Raw genomic sequence first — 17,145 nt, 5'->3', positions numbered from 1 at the left:
GTGACCACTGGGATCCCCGATAGGGAGCGCGTGGATGCTTGCGCTCTTTGCGGCAGCCGCGACCTGGAGGACCTCTTCTCGCAGACGGACTTCGTCCACCGCACGACCGAAGAGTCCTTCCTGCACGCCCGCTGCCGGGGGTGCGGGCTGATGTTCATCCGCGAGCGCCCGACCCCCGCGGCGATCGGACGCTACTACCCTTCCTCTTACAGCTTCTACCGCCCGGGCCGGCTGGAATCCCTCAAGGACTCCGTGAAATCCGTCCTCGGCTCGGCCTTCGCGCCGGGCGGCTCGCCGCTGCTCGCCGCCCTGCTCTGCCCCGTGCTCCCGATCGCCCGCCGCCTCGGCTGGCTCAACGCCATCCGCGGATATCGTTCCCCCGCCCTCGTGCCCGCCCCGGGGACGCGCCTGCTGGACGTCGGGTGCGGCTCCGGGACGACTTTCCATCCGTTCGGACGCCGCTACTCGCTTCGCTGGCTGTCTCGCCGGGGAGTCACGGCGGAGGGCGTCGAGCCCGACCCTCGCGCCTGCGCCGAGGCGCGCGCCGCGGGGCTGAGCGTCACCCAAGGAGACCTCCTCGGCGCGGACCTGCCGTCGGGGGCTTACGACGTCGTGCGCTTCAACCACTCCCTCGAGCACGCTCACGACCCCGCCTCCTACACGGCCCGCGCCCGGGACCTGCTCAAGCCCGGCGGCCTGCTGGTGATCTCGGTGCCCAACTACGACGGCGCGACCTATGAGCGCTTCCCCCGGGCCGTGGAGGCTCCACGCCATCTCTTCTATTTCAACCCCGCCTGTTTGAGGAAGCATCTGGAGTCGCTGGGCTTCGACATCGTCTCGCTCGTCACCCCGCCGACGCCGGAGGTCCTGCTCTACATCATGCGCGCCTTCGCTCCGGAGCAGGCCGCGTCCCTCCCGCCCGGCGAGGAGGTCTTCGCCCTGCTGCCCGAATGCCAGGCCCTCGCCGCCCGTTCCCGGGGCGACGACCTGGATCTCGTCGCGCGCAAACGCTGATTCCTCCGTCTAGGAGGAATTGATACAATCCCTCCCGCATGGCCCTACAGAACCGCACGCGCAAAGCGCAAGCCCCGGCGCTCCGCTCCGCCCCGGCCGTGGGCCTGCCCCCCTGGCTCCGCCACGGCCTGCGCACAGCCGGCCATCTCCTCTTCGACGCGCTCGCGGTGGCCGCGGCCTACCGCGTCGCCTTCTGGGCCCGGTTCGAATGGAGCTGGCTCGTGTCGCGCATCCCCCTCTCGGGCGAGGCCGTCGGCTGGGACCAGTACCAGGGCCTGCTCTACGCCGCGGTGCCGATCTGGCTGCTGCTCCTGCGCTCGAACCGGGTCTATTCCGCGTCCTTCATGAGCGCGGCGGACCGCTTCATCCAGCTCGTCAAGGCCGCGGCCCTCGGGACCTTGGCCACCTTGGCGGCCGCGTTCCTCTACGAGCGCCTCGCCTACTCGCGCGTCATGCTGGCCGTCGTCTTCCCCATCGGCATCGTCCTGCTGAGCCTGTCTCAAACCTTGGCCCTATGGTTCGACGAATGGCTGGCCGGCCTCGAGGCCGCGCGGCCCGTCCTCCTCGTCGGCGGCGGCTCGGTGGCGGCCGTGCTCAAGGACCGCATCCTCGCCCGCCACCCCGGAGCCGAGGTCCGGGAGACGCCCGCGCTCGCCGCCCCGGCCGAGTTCGACCGCCTGCTCGACGAGAAGAACTGGTACGAGGTCATCGTCCTGCGCACGCGCGACGCCCACGAGCGCATCCTCGCCGCGGCCGAGGCCTGCGACGCGCGCGGCATCCGCTTCGCCCTCGTGCCCGACCTGCTCGAGATCCGCATGGGCGAGGTCCAGATGGACCACCATCTCGGCATACCCGCCTACCGCATCAAGCACGCCTCGCTGACGCGCGCCAACTTCCTGGCCAAGCGCGTCTTCGACGTCGTCTTCTCCGCCGTCCTCCTCGCCGCCACCGCCCCGCTGTGGCTCGTCATCTGCGTCCTCATCAAGCTCGATTCCCCGGGCCCGATCCTCTTCACGCAGAAGCGCTACGGCTTCAAGCGACAGGTGTTCGAGGCGTTCAAGTTCCGCACCATGGTCGTCGACGCCGAGCAGAGGATCGACTCCGTGAAGGGCCTCAACGACCAGAAAGGCGCCTTCTTCAAGTCGAAGAGCGACCCGCGCGTGACGCGCGTCGGGAAGTGGCTGCGCCGCTTCTCGCTCGACGAGTTCCCGCAGTTCCTCAACGCGCTGCTCGGCGACATGAGCGTCGTCGGCCCGCGCCCGCTCGCCCTGACGACGGGCGAGGTCGAGGCCCTCGAGCGCGACTTCGGCGCCACTGCCAAGAAGCGCATGAACATCCTTCCCGGCATCACGGGTCTTTGGCAAGTCTCGGGCCGTTCCGACGTGTCGAGCGAGCAGCGCTTCGCCCTCGACCTCTTCTACATCGAGCACTGGTCTCTGGGCTTAGACCTCGAGATCATCATCAAAACGCCGGCCGTGATGCTGTTCGGCAAGGGGGCCTATTGACCGCGATCGCCGTCGACATTCCTCTCATCTCCTTGAAGGGCCAGCAGGCCGAGATCGGCGCCGAAACGAAGGCGGCCGTCGCGCGCGTGCTCGATTCGGGAGTCTTCATCCTGGGTCCTGAAAACAAATCTTTTGACGTCGAGTTCGCGCAGGCCGTCGGCGCGAAATACTGCCTCGGCGTCGATTCCGGCACCTCCGCGCTGGAGCTGGCGCTGGAAGCCGCGGGCGTCGGCCCGGGCGACGAGGTGATCGTGCCGTCGTTCACCTTTATCGCAACGGCGACCGCGGTCTCCGTATTGGGTGCTAAGCCGATCTTCGCGGATATTGATCCGATCACTTTGACGTTGGATTCGAAGTCGGTGGAAGGCGCTTGTACACCGAGAACCAAAGCCGTTGTCGCCGTTCATATCTTCGGCCAGCCTTGTGACATGGATCCGTTGCTGTCGTTGGCTCGTTCACGAAACCTCGCCGTCATCGAAGATTGCGCTCAATCGCATCTCGCGACCTACAAGGGCCGCCCGACCGGCTCCATCGGAGACCTCGGCGCCTTCAGCTTCTACCCGACGAAGAACCTCGGCGCGGCCGGCGACGCCGGGGCCGTCACGATGAACGACGCGAAGCTGCGCGACGCCGTCAACGAATTGAGGAACTGCGGCCGCTCGGCCGCGGCAGGCTACGATCACGTGCGCGTCGGGCACAACTGCCGCCTCGACGAGATACAGGCGGCCATCTTGCGCGTGAAGCTGCTCCGCCTCGAGGCTTGGACGGCGGCGCGGCGACGAGTCGCCGCGATCTACGACGAGGGACTCGCGGGACTTCCCCTCAAGAGACCCCCTCTGGGGTCCGAATCGAGCAAACCGGTGTTTCACCTCTACACCATCCGCACCGACCGGCGCGACGCGCTGGCCGAGGACCTGCGCCGGCACGGCATCGGCTGCGGCGTCTACTACCCGACGCCGGTCCATCTCCAGCCCGCCTACGCCGCGCTCGGCGTGAAGGCGGGGGCCCTGCCCGTCACGGAAGCCGCCTCGCGCGAGGCCCTGTCGTTGCCCATGTTCGCGGAGCTGTCCGCCGCGGACGCCGGGCGCGTCGTCGAAACGGTCCGCCGCTTCTTCAAATAGCTTGGCCCGCATCCTCTTCGTCAGCACGTCGACGACGGTCGGAGGAGCGGAGAAGACGCTGTACACCTTGGCCACGCTCCTGGACCCGAAGCGCCATCATGCCGTCGGCGTGGTCAGCGTCAAGCCGGAAGGCCCTTACGCTCAGAAGCTGAAGCAGCAGGGCCTGCACGTCGAGACCTTGGGCCTGACGGGCACGCCCCGCCCCGCCGACGCCGCCCGCCTGGCCGAGGTCATCACCCGCCTGCGCCCGGACGTCGTGCACGCCGTCATGTTCAAGGCCATCCAGCTCTGCCGCCTGGCCAAGCCCAAGGTCCCGTTCGCCTTCAAGCTCGTCAGCTCGCCGCGCGTGCACTACCGCACCCGCTCGGTCTGGACCTTGCTGCTCGACCGCGCGCTCAAGGGCCGCGACGACCTGCTCATCGCGGAGTGCGACGCGAGCCGGGATTACCTCGTCCGCAGCCTCGGCTACGCCCCGGCCAAGGTCCTCACCATCCGCAACGGCGTGGACCTCGCCGGCTGGCCCGTCTCCAAGGTCGACCGCCAGAAGCGGCGCATGGAGCTCCGGCTGGGCTCCGCCGACGTCCTCGTCGGCGCCGTCGGCCGCCTCGACAAGCAGAAAGGCTTCTCGTTCCTGATCGAGGCCATGGCGCGGCTCAAGAAGACCGACCTGCGCTGCGTGATCCTCGGCGAAGGGCCCGAGCGCCCCCGCCTCGAGGCCCAGATCCGCAAGCACGAGCTCGAGACGCGCGTCTGGCTGTACGGCGAGCGCCCCGACATCGTCACCTGGCTGTCCGCCTTCGACATCGCCTGCCTGCCGTCCTTGTGGGAGGGCCTGCCGAATTCCCTGCTCGAGGGCATGGCGCTCGGCCTGCCCGTCGTCGCCTCCGCCGTCGACGGCGTCCCTGAGGTCGTCGAGAACGGCAAGACCGGCGTGCTGGTCCCCCCGGGCTCTCCCGCCGCCCTGGCCAAGGCGCTGAAGGACCTGGCCGAGAGCCCCGAACGCCGCGCCGCCCTCGGCGCGGCCGCGCACGCCGCCGTCATGGAGAAGTTCACCGTCCGCCGCATGATGGACGAGTACCAGGACGCCTACACCTCCGTCGCCTCCCGCTGATCTTTCCCTATAGCGACCGTTCGTATTGACGGCGTAACATCGTTCCGATATACTGCCCCACATCTCGCGCGCGCGTATTAAGGAACGCCGACCTTAATGCGCCGTCCCGCTTTTTCAGGGGGGCGGGATCACATACCACATCTTGCTCTCCACGCGCATCCGACGGATCATCGGCGCGGCGTCGCTCGCGGTTTTCGCGGGCCTCGCCGCTTTCCCCGCGCTCGCCCAGTTCAGCGCGCCGTACGATCCGGATTTCCCTCCTCCGCCCGCGAAGTCCGAGCCGGTCAAGACCGCGCCCGTCGAGGAGCCCTCCGTCGAAGCGCTCCCGCCGGCCGACGGATTCCGGCTCCTCGACCGCCCCGAGGGAGGCGGCTTCCTGACGCCCGCCCCCGCCGCGTCGACCGAGCCCGCGAAGACGCCCCGCGACCCCGGCGAGGTGCGCGCCGGCATGACGCCGATCCAGTACGACGCCTCGCGCTTCGAGCGCGTGCGCGAGCAGGTCGACCGCGGCGAGGAGCCGGGCGAGGAGCGCACCGGTCCCGACGGCGGCTCCCTGCTCCTCGACTCGGACGTCGCGCTCTCGACCGCCGCCCCCAAGCCGCCGCCTCCCGAGGTCGAGTTGCCGACCTACGGCACCAGCCTGTCCGTGACGGGCCGCAAGGTCATCGGCTTCAACTTCTCCGAGAAGCGCTTCCTCAACTCGCAGAAAACGACGGGCCGGGCTCAAACGACGAATCTCATCGAGATCGACCAGCAGCTGCAGCTGCGCATGCAAGGCAAGGTCGGGCCGAAGATCACCGTCAACGTCGACTACGACGACACGAAGCTCAACCAGCAGGACATCTCCGTCGTCTACCAGGGCGACCCGAACGAGGTCGTCCAGAACGTCTCCTTCGGCGACATCGACCTCTCCCTGCCCGCGACGGAGTTCGTCTCCTACAACAAGCAGCTGTTCGGCATCCGCGCCGACGTGAAGTACAAGGGCTTCCGCTCCACCTTCATCGGCTCGCGCACGAAGGGAACCACGAAGACCAAGCAGTTCACCGGGAACTCCCAGTTCGTGGCGACCGACCTGCAGGACATCTCCTATCTGCGCCGCCAGTACTACGACGTGACCTTCGGCAACGTGTCCCGCCTTCCCGTCCGCGCCGGCACCGAGCGGGTGTTCCTGGCCAAGCAGGAGGTCGGCGTCACGAACCTCAACGAGCAGACCTTGGTCGTCGACGATATCGTCTGCGTGGGCCTCAACTGCGTGGACAGCTCGACCTTCACCGGCAAGTTCCTGCCCCTCGTCGCCGGCCAGGACTACACGATCGACTACGCGAAAGGCATCCTCCAGTTCCGCAACCAGCTTCTGCCCCAGTACGTGGTCGCCATCGACTACGAGGACAACTTCGGCAATCAGCTCCGTTTCCAGAGCTCGAGCAGCACGCTGATTCCAAATCTTGCCCGTCCCGACCGCTTCAAGATCATCAAGACCGCCTCGGACATACCGATCATCTCGACGCAGACCGAGGCGGGCTACAACCGCGAGTTGAAGACGTTCTACTCAGTCGGTCAGAACCAGATCGTACGCGACAACGGCCGCGGGAACTTCATCCTGCGCGTCCTCGACTTGAACCGCGTCGAGGTCGGCCCCGGCCTGGACCCGGTCCAGAAATACCCGGACACCATCGAGGTCGACTTCGAGAACGGCATCTTCCGGCTCAAGCAGCCCTTCTCGGTCGGCAACTCCTCGCCGACCACGCCCGACCCCGACGTCTACGCCCAGACCCCGATCTCCAAGCGTCTGTTCCGCATCGAGTACAACTACCGCTTCAAGACCTTCTTCCTCGAGCCGAACCTCGTCGTCCAGTCCGAGATCGTGATCCTCGACGGGCAGAAGCTGACCCGCAACGTGGACTACTTCATCGACTACGAGGCCGGCTTCATCACCTTCTTCAACCCGGACCGCATAGGGCCCTCCTCGACCATCGACATGAGCTTCGAGGTCGCCCCCTTCGCCAACATCAACAACGACACCTTGCTCGGCTCGCGCGTCTCCCACGAATGGGGCCCCGAGGGCCGGTATTCCGTCGGCTCCACGCTCCTGTATCAAGCCGGCTCGAAGTCGCCGACGGTCCCGCAGATCACCGAGCTCGCGAAAAGCCTGCTCGTCTACGAATTCGACGCCCAGGTCAAGCGCCTCAAGATCGGCGACAAGCTGATCGTGACCTTGGCCGGCGAGTTCGCCCAGAGCCGGCAGAACCTGAACTTGAATCCCTACGCCCTCATCGACAACATGGAGGGCATCAAGCAGGAGGAGCAGGCGCCGACCTTGGCATCACAGTGGCAGATCGCCTCCAACCCTCTCGGGAGCGTCAACGGTCCTGCCGCGCCGAACAAGCTGAACTGGATCTCCGAGGACGTCAACATCCTCGAGATCAATCCGCGCGCCCAGGCCGGCTCCGGCGAGAGCCAGAAAGTACTCCAACTCCAGTACGGCGGCGGCGGTGCGACCCCGCTTGTCGACAATGATGAAGTGTCGATCGTCTTCCCGTTCTCGGTCTCCGGCGTGGACATGTCCCAGAAGACCATCCTCGAGGTCGTCATGTTAGGCGACGGAAGCAACAATCAGTTGAACTTCCGCCTCGGCGGTATCGACGAGGACTCGGACGGCAACGGTGCAATGGGGACGGAGGATGCGAACGGCGACGGCATCCTCCAGCCGACCGAGGACAACGGCTGGCAGTATACCGTCGCTCCAACCCAACCCTATGGCGCGGGCAACGGCATTTTAGACAGCGAAGACCTCAACAAGAACGGCTTCCTCAACCCCGACGATTCCAGCGGAGCGGATTTCGGTTACAAGTGTATTGGCGGCGGCAACTGCACGTCCGGGACCGGCGTGGCGGGGACCCCAGGCGTTCCGGGCGGGAACACTCTGCACGACGTGACGGCCGCGGCGACCGCCGAACGAACATCGATAGACTTCGCTGGTCCGACCTGGCACACCTTCCAGATCCCGCTGAACATCTCGACGGCCACCATCACCCGCTTCACCAACATCAAGCATCTGCGCGTAACCATCCGCAAACCCGCCGGCGGCGGCGCGACGAACGGCATTATTAAGTTCGCGCGCATCGCCGTCGTCGGGAATACCTGGCAGCGCGGCGCCGCCGGCGATCCGGCGGTGGCCGGCTCGGGCGCGACGTTCAACGGCGAGTCGCTGACGGTCACGCCGGTCAACAGCGTGGACAACCCGACCTACACCCCGATCTTCAACGCCGCCGGCGACGCCTCCCAGGTGTTCAACGACCTGTACGGCAGCCTCTCGAGCCTGCAGAAGCAGTCGAACACAAAGAACCTCTCCGAGCAGGCGCTCCAACTGGCCTTCACGAATCTCGCCTCCGGCACTACCGTCTACACCAAGCGCGTGTTCTCGCGCGCGATCGACATCAGCCAGCACCGTGACTTCAACTTCCTGCTGTTCGGCAACGCCGCCGGCGCGGACACGACGGGGAACCAGACCTTCTTCCTCCGGGCGGGCTCCGACCAGGACTACTTCGAGGTCCAGGTCCCCATCACCTTCACCGGCTGGCGGAAGATCCGCGTCAAGCAGACCGACCGGAACAAGGATTCCGTGATGGACGGCTGGGCCCCTGACGTCCCCGGCGCCGTCGTCGTGTCCAGCGGCAACCCCAGCCTCCAGCAGGTCGGACAGCTCGTCGCCGGCGTGATGTCCCGGACCGGCGCGAACCCGGCCGGCGCCGTCTTCCTCAACGAGATCCACGTGGCCGAGCCCGTCACCCGCGTCGGCACCGCGAACAAGATCCAGGCCGACTTCGAGGCGCCCGGCTGGGGCACGTTCGGCCTCAAGCACCGCGCGATCGACCGCAACTTCCAGACGCCGACCTCGGTCGTGTCGAACCAGGACAACACCGAGGACGCGAGCTACCTGAACCTGACGCGCCTCGCGTGGTTCCCGATGAGCTTCAGCATCAACCGCCACATCACCGACACCCCGAGCACCGTGCAGACGGGCAACCTCTCGAACCTCGTCAACCTCCTGCAGCAGGGCAAGGTCACGACCTGGGTCGGCTCGGCGCAGGGCAACATCGCCTACGGCGCCTATCCGCGCCTGAACCTGTCCCACACGCGCAACCGCATCGAGTACGACCTGCTGACCCGCCTCGACGACCGGCAGACCTACAACGGGACGATGCAGTACGGCGTGCCTTCGCAGAGCCGGTTCCTGCCGCGGACCATCGACGCCAACGCCGGCCACACCCGCTTCGACGTGACCTTCGACGACCCGGTCGTCAAGCGAAGTCCCGGAAACTTCGACACCGCGGAGCGGACGAACTCCTACGGCCTGCGCATGACCTTCACGCCGTGGACCGGCTCCTCCTTCAACCCGTCGTGGTCGATGACCAAGGTGACGGAAAGCCGCGTGGACTCGACCGGGGTCGCCCCGGTCTCGACCCGCTACCCGAAGTCGTTCTCGCAGTCGGCCGGCTTCTCGTCGAACTACCGCCTGCTGAGCTGGCTCAACCCGCAGGTCAACTATCAGATCGACACGATCGAGAACAACATCCTGGCGGTCTCCACCTTCGTCCTGGCGGGCTCGACCTACGTCTTCACGCCGGGAGACATCAAGACCGTCAACCGCTCGGCGAACGCGTCGATCAGCCTGCCGATCCAGATCAGCGATATCTTCCCGCGGTCCAAGCTGTTCCGCTCGGTCAACGTCATCTCCGGCTATCAGCTCCAGGACGGCGACGTCTGGAACCAGGTCGAGAAGGGCCTCTCGCCGCAGAAAGCGCTCTGGATCCGGACCCCGCTGCGGCCGTCGAACCCGGTCGCCCAGCGGGTCAACCTGACCTTGCGCGACATCTGGAACTCGACCCAGCGCTGGTCGCCGCTCGACGGCTACGACCTGCGCGGGCGCAAGGCGGCCTGGCGCTCGCTGTCGCTGTCGAACAACTACGTGCTCAGCGTCCAGCGCAACGAGGTGACGGGCACGCCGTCCAAAACGATCTCGCGGACCTTGCCCGACGCCGTCGTGAGCCTCGCGCAGCTCGAACAGCTCCTATACAGCGAACGCTGGATGGCCAACACCCAGATAGACTTCAAGTACTCGATCCGCACGACCGAGAACGTCGGCTCGACCTTGAACACCGAGAACGCCTTCGCCACCTCCTTGCGCACGATCGTCATCAAAAGATACGAGACCTTGGTCAGCTACAACCAGCGCGCGTCTAAGAACAAGGACCTGCGCATCGCCGCGAACACCCAGGAGACGAAGCACGAGGACGTCACGACCCAGGTCACCTTCGACATCCGCAAGTTCCGCATCACCCCGAAGGTCGACTACGCGAAGGACATCACCAAGCTCGGCACCGGCGTGAAGACGCAGGACGTCGAGGTCATCACGCCGAGCGTGCTCGTCCGCGCGGACCTGGCCCTGCCCGCGGGACTGCGCCTGCCCGGCTCGGCCAAGCCCCTCCTGTTCACGAACCGGATCATCTGGACGACGTCGGCATCCCTCGCCCAACGGCGCTCGCCCGTGACGGTCGCCGACAACTCCCGGCTGTTCTCGCTGAACACCAGCGGCGACTACGAGATCGCGAAGAACCTGCGCATGACGCTCAACGGCTCGGCGCAGCGCCTGTGGCACCGCTTCCTCAAGGAAGAGGACTTCGTCGCCTTCGCCTTCGGGACCACCTTGACCTTCCAGTTCTAGACCATGCGAACCCGCGCGATCCTGCTCGCCGCCGTCCTCGCCGCCTGCCGTCCGACGCCTCCGTCGGACGCCGGCGCGTCCTTTCTTCCTCCCGATGGCAAGCGCGCCTTCGCCCTCGCCATCGACAAGAGCCAGACCCAGTTCCTGGCCGCCGGCGACGCCGTCGAGGTCCTGATCATGGTCGAGACCCCGCGCGCCGACGCCACGAGCGACATCCGCTCCGAGCACTTGGCGTCCCGCGCCGAGGTCCTGCGCGTCAAGAACGACTGGTCCGAGGGGACGGGCCTCGTCGCGCTCGCCCTCTCGCCCGAGGAAGCGCAGGTCGCCGCGTTGGCCGTCGAGCGGGAGGACCGCCTGTTCCTGAACAAGCTGTCCGCCGAACCGGGCGGCCTGAAGCGCAAGGATCCCCCCGTCGAGCCCCCGATCCTGGGAAAAGACCAGCGCGGCCTGGCCGTGCTCGTCTACCCCGACCAGCAGGAATTCATCGCCTTCGGCGACCGTCTCGACGTGATCGTCGCGCGTCAGGGCTACAAGGCCGGCGGGAGATCCGAGTTGACGGCGGTGACCGTGATGCAGGACCTCACGGTCCTGCGGGCCGCCCCGCCCGAGGGCGACGAGGAGTGGGCCACCGTCCAGCTGAGGGTGAGCCCGGAGCAGGCGAAGGTCCTCACGCGCGCCGTCGCCGGCGACGACCACCTTTCGTTCGCCGTGCGCGCGCCCTTCGACGCCGGAACGCGCGCGGTCGAGCCGTCGAAGATGAGCCGCCGGATCGGGATCGACGCCGAACGCGCCTCCCCGCGCCTATGAATCCGGCCGCGCTGCTCGTCCTGCTCTCCACCGCCTCCGCCGTCGCGCCGAACGGCCTGCCGGAGCGCTGGGAGCCCCTGGAATTCCCCAAGGTCAAGGCGCACACGGCCTACGAGTGGAGCCCGTCTTCCGGGGCCGTCCACGCCCGCGCCTCGGGCTCGGCCTCGGGCCTCGTCTACCGGCACCGGGGACCCGTCGCGTCCGCGCCCGTCCTGCGCTGGCGCTGGAAGATCGCCGGCACCCTTCCGAAAGGAGACGAGAGCTCGAAGGCCGGAGACGACTACGCCGCGCGGGTGTACATCACCTTCAAGTACGAGCCCTCCCGCGTCGGCCTCGCCGCGCGCCTCAAGTACGGGGCGGTCAAGGCCCTCCGGGGCGAATACCCCCCGCACAACGCGATCGCGTACGTCTGGGCCAACAAGCTCGCCGCCGGGGAGTCCGCGCCGAGCCCGTACACGGACCGCGTGATGATGGTCGCCGTGCGCTCGGGGGATTCCGCCGCCGGGGAGTGGCGCTCCGAGGAGCGCGACGTGCTCGAGGACTACCGGCGGCTGTTCGGCTCGGAGCCGCCTCCCTACGCCGGGATCGCGCTGATGACCGACGCCGACGACACCGGCGGCGACGCCGAGGCCTGGTACGCGGATGTCACGCTCGGCGGCCGATAGACCTTGCTAGAATAGCCGCATGTTCGCCCCGGCCCCCGCTTTGCCCCCGGTCTCGCTCGAGGCGGCCTTCGTCGAGGCCCGCGCCGCCGTCCGGCCCGCCGAGGACCCCATCTCGGTCCTCGCCCGCGCCGCCTCACCCGCGGAGAAGCTCGCCGCGCTCGAGGAGCTCCACGGCTCCCTGCCGACCGCGCCGCAGGCGCGCCGCACGAAGGGCCTCGAGGCGATCCGCGCCGCGGCCGTCTCGCCCGCCGAGGCCCCCGCCGTCCGGGCCAAGGCCCTGCTGTACCTCGGCTACGCCGTGCCCGTCGTCGGCGACGCGGGCGCCCGCGCCGCCGCGGTGCGCGCCCTGCTCGATTCGACGCGCCTGCCGGGCTACCGACTGTTCGCCCTGCGCGGGCTGGCGCCGGCGACGCACGACCTGCCTCCCGCGGTCGAGGCTCCGGTCCAGGAGACCCTCCTGGACCTCCTTGCCGGGCCGCTCGCGGACGAGGAGCGGATCACGGCGCTCGTCGCCCTCGACGCGTTCGTCCGCTCGCGCGAGGACCTCCCGCGCCGCCGCCCCGACCTCGTCGCCGCCCTCGACGCCCGCGCTCTCGTCCCGATGGAGGCCGACCCGGCCGCGTTCGCCGCGAACGGCCCGCCCGCCGCCCGCTCGCTCTGGATCGCCGTCGTCTGGCACTCCGCGCGCAACCGCGCGGCCAACGGCGAGAGCGCGGCGCTCGCGCGGGTCGCCGTCCTTTTCGCCGCGCTCGCCGCGCACGAGACCGACGCCTCGGTCAAGGCTCAGATCGCGGCGTTCCTCGCCGCGCCCGCCCCCTCGCCCCTTCCCTGAGCGCCCGTCAGCGCGCGACGGCCGCCGCCTGCTCGTACGCGGAGCGGAACACCTCCTGGGCGAAGCTCTCGAGGGTCGTCGGCGTCGTGTTCAGCGGGGAACGGACCTCCGTCCCTTCGATCAAGACCTCGTTCATGTGGCGGCTCAGCTCGATCATCGCGTCGGCGTAGCCCTCCGTCAGGCCCAGGTCGAGCATCGATCGGCGCGCCTCGTCGTAGGACTGCTGCGCGTAGCCGAGATCCGGCTTGCCGATCGCCCGGCCCAGTATGCGGGCCGCTTCCGTCATCGTGTACTCGCGCGGGCCCAGCAGCTCCCTGACCCGCGGCTGCAGGAACGGCTCCTCGGCGAGAAGCTCCGCGGCCTTGGCCCCGATGTCCGGAGTGGCGATCATCGGGATCGCGATGTCGGGACGCAGCGCCGCGGCGTAGCGGCCGTGGCGGGAGACGTAGTCCACCCCCCCGAGGAGGTTCTCCATGAAATACGCCGGCCGCAGATGGACCAGCTCGGGGATGTCCAGGGCGTTGAGCCTCTCCTCCATGTCGTGCAGGCCGAGGATGGGCCCCGTGCCGGCGTGAAGATGGGCGTTCAGGCTGCTGAGGAAGACCACGCGGCGCACGCCGGCCGCCTTCACCGCGGCGGCCAGCTTCGCGCCGAGCTCGTCGCTGCGCTTGCGCAGGCTGGGCGCCTTGAAGTCGGGCGGTATCATGAGGAAGACCGCGTCCGCTCCGGTGAACGCGTTCGTCAGGGCGACGAGGTCGTCGTCGGGCACTCCCGAGGTCCGGGAGACCTTCCGCGCCTCGTGACCGGCCTCCTTGAGCTTCGTCACGATCGCCTTTCCGACGTGCCCGGTCGCTCCCGTCACCGCTATCGTTTTCTTGGCCATATAGTCATGATGACTCATCGGCGGGCGCGCGGGAATGGAGAGGCGGTAAACGTCTCGTGACGCCGATGGAGCTCGCGCCGCGGCTGTTCCCGGAAACAGTCCCGGCTAGCGGGTCGGCTTGCGCGCGAGGACGACGAGGCGTCCGCTCGACTTGAGGCGGCCGAGCGCGCCGAGGCCGCTCCAGGAATTGACCGGCTCGAGGCCCGCGCGGCGCAGGGCCGCGTACAGGCGGGGCTTGTCGTAGCCGCGGACGACGAAGCGCGAGCGCAGCTCGGGCTTGCCCGGGCGCAGGATGATCCAGGCGTTGACGATCCTCGGGTCGCGGCCCTCGACCCACACCGCGTCCTGCAGGAGATAGGCGCCGTCGGCGCGCCGGTCCCAGCGGCGGCGCTGGCCGTGCTTCTTCACCCAGGCGAAGTCGATGAGGTCGATGAGGAACAGGCCGCCGGGCTTGAGCGCGCGCGCCACGCCCTTGAGCGCCTTGAGGTCGTCCGAGGGCTTGGCGAAATAGCCGAAGCTCGTCCAGAGGTTCATCGCCGCGTCGAACTCCCCCTTGAAGGGCAGGCGGCGCATGTCGCCGCGCGCGAACAGGCAGTTCTTCATCCCGCGGGCGCTGCCGCGGGCTTCCTTGAGATAGGCCTCGGTCTTGTCCACGCCGACGACGAAGACGCCGCGCCGCGCGAGCAGGACCGCGTGCCTTCCCGTGCCGCAGGCGAGGTCGAGCAGGCGTGCGCCCGGCTTGAGCCCGAGCGCGCGCCAGGCGGCCGCGGCCTCCATCGGCGCGGCCGCCAGCGCCTCGGGGGCGCCGGGCGTGAAGACGGGGGCGCGGAAGAACTGCTTCGCCCAGCCGCTCATCTCTTCTCCAGCCAGCCCTTCAGGCCCTCGAGCGTCTCAGACGGGATCGCGTGGCCGCCCTCGAAGCGGCGCAGTTGGCCCCGCCAGCCCGCCTCGACGAGCGTCTTCTCCAGCGCGCGCGCCTGCGCGAAGCCGAGGATGGGGTCGACGGACCCGTGCGACTGGAAGAAAGGCAGGCCCTTCTTAGCCGGCGCGAGCTCGGCGGTCTTGGCCTTGTCCACCAAAGTCCCGGACAGGATCGCGACGCCCGCGGGGGCCGTCTCGGCCCGCAGGGCGAGGTCCACGGCGAGCATCGCGCCTTGGGAGAACCCCATCAGCACGATCCGTTCCCACGGGATCGCGAGCCCGGCGATGAAGCGCTGCAGCTCCTCGCGCGCCCACTCGAGGCCCGGGGGCTCGCGAAGGGAAAGGTCGCGCGCCGTCCCGGTCCTCTGCGCCTCCTCGAAGGCGGCCACGTCGATGGGAAACCACGCCCGGCCGCCCCAGTCCAGGACCTCGGGCGCGTCGGGGAAGAACCAGGCGATCGGCCGCTTCGTCTCGAGCTCCTGCGCCAGCGGCGCCAGGTCGCGCATGTCGGCGCCGTAGCCGTGAAGGCAGATCACGGCGAGCGCGTTCGGATCGGAACTGGGGACCTCGATCGCGTCGAGGTTCCCGAAACGGACGAGCCGCGGCTTCTGCATCATCGTTTTCCTTCCCTCCGCCCCCAGGTGGAGCGCTGCGGCCGGTAGCCAGTCTTCGGGGCTTTCGGCTTGTCCTTCATGTGGGTATGCTCGTGGAAATCCTTCTCGGAGCGCGCGCGACGGGCGAGCAGGGCCTCCTTGGGCGGGTGCTCCCCGATGAGGCAGTCGCAGCCGGAGCCGATCAGGTCCTTGCGGCCGGCGGCGAGCAGGGCCTCGCGCACCTCGAAGTAGTTCTCCGGCTTGAAGAACTGGAGCAGGGCGCGCTGCAGGCGCCGGTCGCGCATGCCCTTCGCCACGGGCATCGGCAGGCCGGTCACGGGATCGCGTCCCGTGTAGTACATCGCCGTGGCGAGGTCGTGAGGGGCGGGGATGAAGTCCTGCACCTGGTCGGGCTTGTAGCCGTGCTTCTTTAGGAACACGCCGAGCTCGATCATCGCCTTGAGGTCGGAGCCGGGGTGGCTGGAGATGAAGTAGGGGACGAGGAACTGCTTCTTGCCGGCCTTCCTGCTCTCGGCGTCGAACTTCCTCGCGAAGTCCTCGAACGTGTCGTGCCGCGGCTTCTTCATCAGCTCGAGGACCTTCGGGTCGACGTGCTCGGGCGCGACCTTCATGCGGCCGCTGACGTGATGAGTGGTCAGCTCGGTCATGTACTCGGGCGAGAGGCGGGCGAGGTCCATGCGGATGCCGGAGGCGACGAACACCTTCTTGATGCCGGGGATCTCCCGGGACTTCCTCATCAGCCCCACGAGCGGCCCGTGGTCGGTGCCGAGGAACTTGCACACGACGGGGTGCACGCAGGACAGGCGTTTGCAGATCTTCTCGACCTCGGGCTTCGTGCAGCGCATCTTGTACATGTTGGCCGTCGGGCCGCCGATGTCGGAGATGACGCCCTTGAACTCGGGGTCCCGCGCGATCATATTCAGCTCGCCGAGGACGGAGCCCTCGGAGCGGGATTGTATGGTCCGGCCCTGGTGGGCCGTGATCGAGCAGAAGGTGCAGCCGCCGAAGCAGCCGCGCATGATGGTGACCGAGTCCTTGATCATCTCCCACGCGGGGATCGCGGCGCCGGCGTAAGAGGGATGGGCTCGCCGCGTGTAGGGCAGGCCGTAGTAGAAGTCCATCCGCTCCTGCGTGACGGGCAGCTGCGGCGGAGTGATCACCACGGCGCGCGCGCCGTGCTTCTGCGTCATGGTCTTGGCGTTGAAAGGGCTCGTCTCGTGATGGGCGAGGCGCGCCATCGCGAGGAACGAGTCCTTCGACTCCTTCACCGCCTCGAAGCTCGGCAGAGCGACGACCTCCGGGCCCGACGGGACCGTCTCGGAGGCGCCGAGGAAGTACGCCACGCCGCGCAGGTCGCGGCAGTCCTTGACGCTCTTCCCGGCCCGGAGCCGCTCGGCGATCTCGACGATGGACTCTTCGCCCATGCCGTAAGCGACGAGATCGGCCTTCGAATCGAGGAGGACGGACGGGCGCACCGAATCGGACCAGTAGTCGTAGTGGGCCAAACGACGCAGCGAGGCCTCGACGCCTCCCGCGATCACCGGCACGCCGGGGAACGCCTCGCGGGCTCGCTGACAGTACGGAATGGTCGCGCGGTCAGGACGAAGACCGATTTTTCCTCCCGGCGAGTACGCGTCGTCGTTGCGCACCTTCTTGTTCGCCGTGTAGTGGTTGATCATCGAGTCCATGTTCCCCGCGGAGATCGCGAAGAACAGGCGCGGACGGCCGAAGGTCCGCCATGGCTCGGCGCTGCGCCAGTCCGGCTGGGACAGGACGGCCACGCGGAAGCCCGCCTGGTCGAGCACGCGCCCGAGCAGCGCCATCGCGAACGAGTAATGGTCGATGTAGGCGTCGCCGGTGACGAAGACGATGTCGACCTCGTCCCAGCCGCGCGCCTCCATCTCGGCGCGCGTCATGGGCAGGAATCGGGGGTCGGGTCGGAAGGAG

General features: G+C 68.3%; 12 protein-coding genes. 8 read left to right on the top strand and 4 right to left on the bottom strand.

Annotated features, from left to right (window positions below):
• The 8 genes from HYV14_06300 (at position 1) to HYV14_06265 (ending at position 12,780) form a co-directional block, all read left to right on the top strand.
• Positions 1-1,014 (top strand): class I SAM-dependent methyltransferase, encoded by a 1,014-nt coding sequence (locus tag HYV14_06300; GenBank protein ID MBI2385607.1) that lies wholly within the window; start codon positions 1-3, stop codon positions 1,012-1,014.
• 38 nt (positions 1,015-1,052) lie between these two features.
• Entirely contained in the window at positions 1,053-2,519 is a 1,467-nt protein-coding gene (locus tag HYV14_06295) for a sugar transferase (GenBank protein MBI2385606.1), read from the top strand.
• Between the two features lie 17 nt (positions 2,520-2,536).
• Positions 2,537-3,640: a DegT/DnrJ/EryC1/StrS family aminotransferase gene (locus tag HYV14_06290; protein MBI2385605.1), complete on the top strand. Its 1,104-nt coding sequence runs from the start codon at positions 2,537-2,539 to the stop codon at positions 3,638-3,640.
• Between the two features lies 1 nt (position 3,641).
• Positions 3,642-4,751 (top strand): glycosyltransferase, encoded by a 1,110-nt coding sequence (locus HYV14_06285; protein MBI2385604.1) that lies wholly within the window; start codon positions 3,642-3,644, stop codon positions 4,749-4,751.
• A 142-nt stretch (positions 4,752-4,893) separates the two neighbouring features.
• The gene (locus HYV14_06280; GenBank protein MBI2385603.1) at positions 4,894-10,476 is read left to right on the top strand and encodes a hypothetical protein; all 5,583 of its coding nucleotides are present in this window, start codon (positions 4,894-4,896) and stop codon (positions 10,474-10,476) included.
• Positions 10,477-10,479: 3 nt separating this feature from the next.
• A complete protein-coding gene (locus HYV14_06275; GenBank protein MBI2385602.1) occupies positions 10,480-11,283 on the top strand; it encodes a hypothetical protein in 804 nt (267 codons plus the stop codon).
• Entirely contained in the window at positions 11,280-11,948 is a 669-nt protein-coding gene (locus HYV14_06270) for a DUF3047 domain-containing protein (protein MBI2385601.1), read from the top strand. The genes HYV14_06275 and HYV14_06270 overlap by 4 nt, the downstream gene beginning before the upstream one ends.
• Before the next feature lie 19 nt (positions 11,949-11,967).
• Positions 11,968-12,780 carry a hypothetical protein gene (locus tag HYV14_06265; protein ID MBI2385600.1) on the top strand — a complete coding sequence of 271 codons (813 nt, stop codon included), beginning with the start codon at positions 11,968-11,970 and terminating at the stop codon, positions 12,778-12,780.
• A 7-nt stretch (positions 12,781-12,787) separates the two neighbouring features.
• Here HYV14_06265 and HYV14_06260 read toward each other — a convergent pair whose 3' ends face one another.
• From HYV14_06260 to HYV14_06245, 4 genes are all read right to left on the bottom strand, one after another.
• Complete coding sequence (locus tag HYV14_06260) at positions 12,788-13,663, bottom strand: NmrA family NAD(P)-binding protein (GenBank protein ID MBI2385599.1); 876 nt, start codon at positions 13,661-13,663, stop codon at positions 12,788-12,790.
• 105 nt (positions 13,664-13,768) lie between these two features.
• Positions 13,769-14,518, bottom strand: coding sequence for a class I SAM-dependent methyltransferase (locus HYV14_06255; GenBank protein MBI2385598.1), 750 nt, complete (start codon positions 14,516-14,518; stop codon positions 13,769-13,771).
• A complete protein-coding gene (locus HYV14_06250; protein ID MBI2385597.1) occupies positions 14,515-15,198 on the bottom strand; it encodes a dienelactone hydrolase family protein in 684 nt (227 codons plus the stop codon). The genes HYV14_06255 and HYV14_06250 overlap by 4 nt, the downstream gene beginning before the upstream one ends.
• Positions 15,198-17,114 (bottom strand): YgiQ family radical SAM protein, encoded by a 1,917-nt coding sequence (locus HYV14_06245; GenBank protein ID MBI2385596.1) that lies wholly within the window; start codon positions 17,112-17,114, stop codon positions 15,198-15,200. Before HYV14_06245 ends, HYV14_06250 begins: the two co-directional genes overlap by 1 nt.
• Positions 17,115-17,145: the final 31 nt, after the last annotated feature.

The organism is Elusimicrobiota bacterium (assembly GCA_016182905.1).
In the GTDB taxonomy this organism is placed as follows: Bacteria; Elusimicrobiota; Elusimicrobia; order UBA1565; family UBA9628; genus GWA2-66-18.
This window is presented reverse-complemented; position numbering and strand designations above follow the sequence as displayed.

Coding starts and splice junctions, on each gene's coding strand:
- HYV14_06295 (MBI2385606.1), top strand. CDS start 1,053: ATGGCCCTACAGAACCGCACGCGCAAAGCGCAAGCCCCGGCGCTCCGC.
- HYV14_06275 (MBI2385602.1), top strand. CDS start 10,480: ATGCGAACCCGCGCGATCCTGCTCGCCGCCGTCCTCGCCGCCTGCCGT.
- HYV14_06270 (MBI2385601.1), top strand. CDS start 11,280: ATGAATCCGGCCGCGCTGCTCGTCCTGCTCTCCACCGCCTCCGCCGTC.
- HYV14_06265 (MBI2385600.1), top strand. CDS start 11,968: ATGTTCGCCCCGGCCCCCGCTTTGCCCCCGGTCTCGCTCGAGGCGGCC.
- HYV14_06260 (MBI2385599.1), bottom strand. CDS start 13,663: ATGGCCAAGAAAACGATAGCGGTGACGGGAGCGACCGGGCACGTCGGA.
- HYV14_06255 (MBI2385598.1), bottom strand. CDS start 14,518: ATGAGCGGCTGGGCGAAGCAGTTCTTCCGCGCCCCCGTCTTCACGCCC.
- HYV14_06250 (MBI2385597.1), bottom strand. CDS start 15,198: ATGCAGAAGCCGCGGCTCGTCCGTTTCGGGAACCTCGACGCGATCGAG.
- HYV14_06245 (MBI2385596.1), bottom strand. CDS start 17,114: ATGACGCGCGCCGAGATGGAGGCGCGCGGCTGGGACGAGGTCGACATC.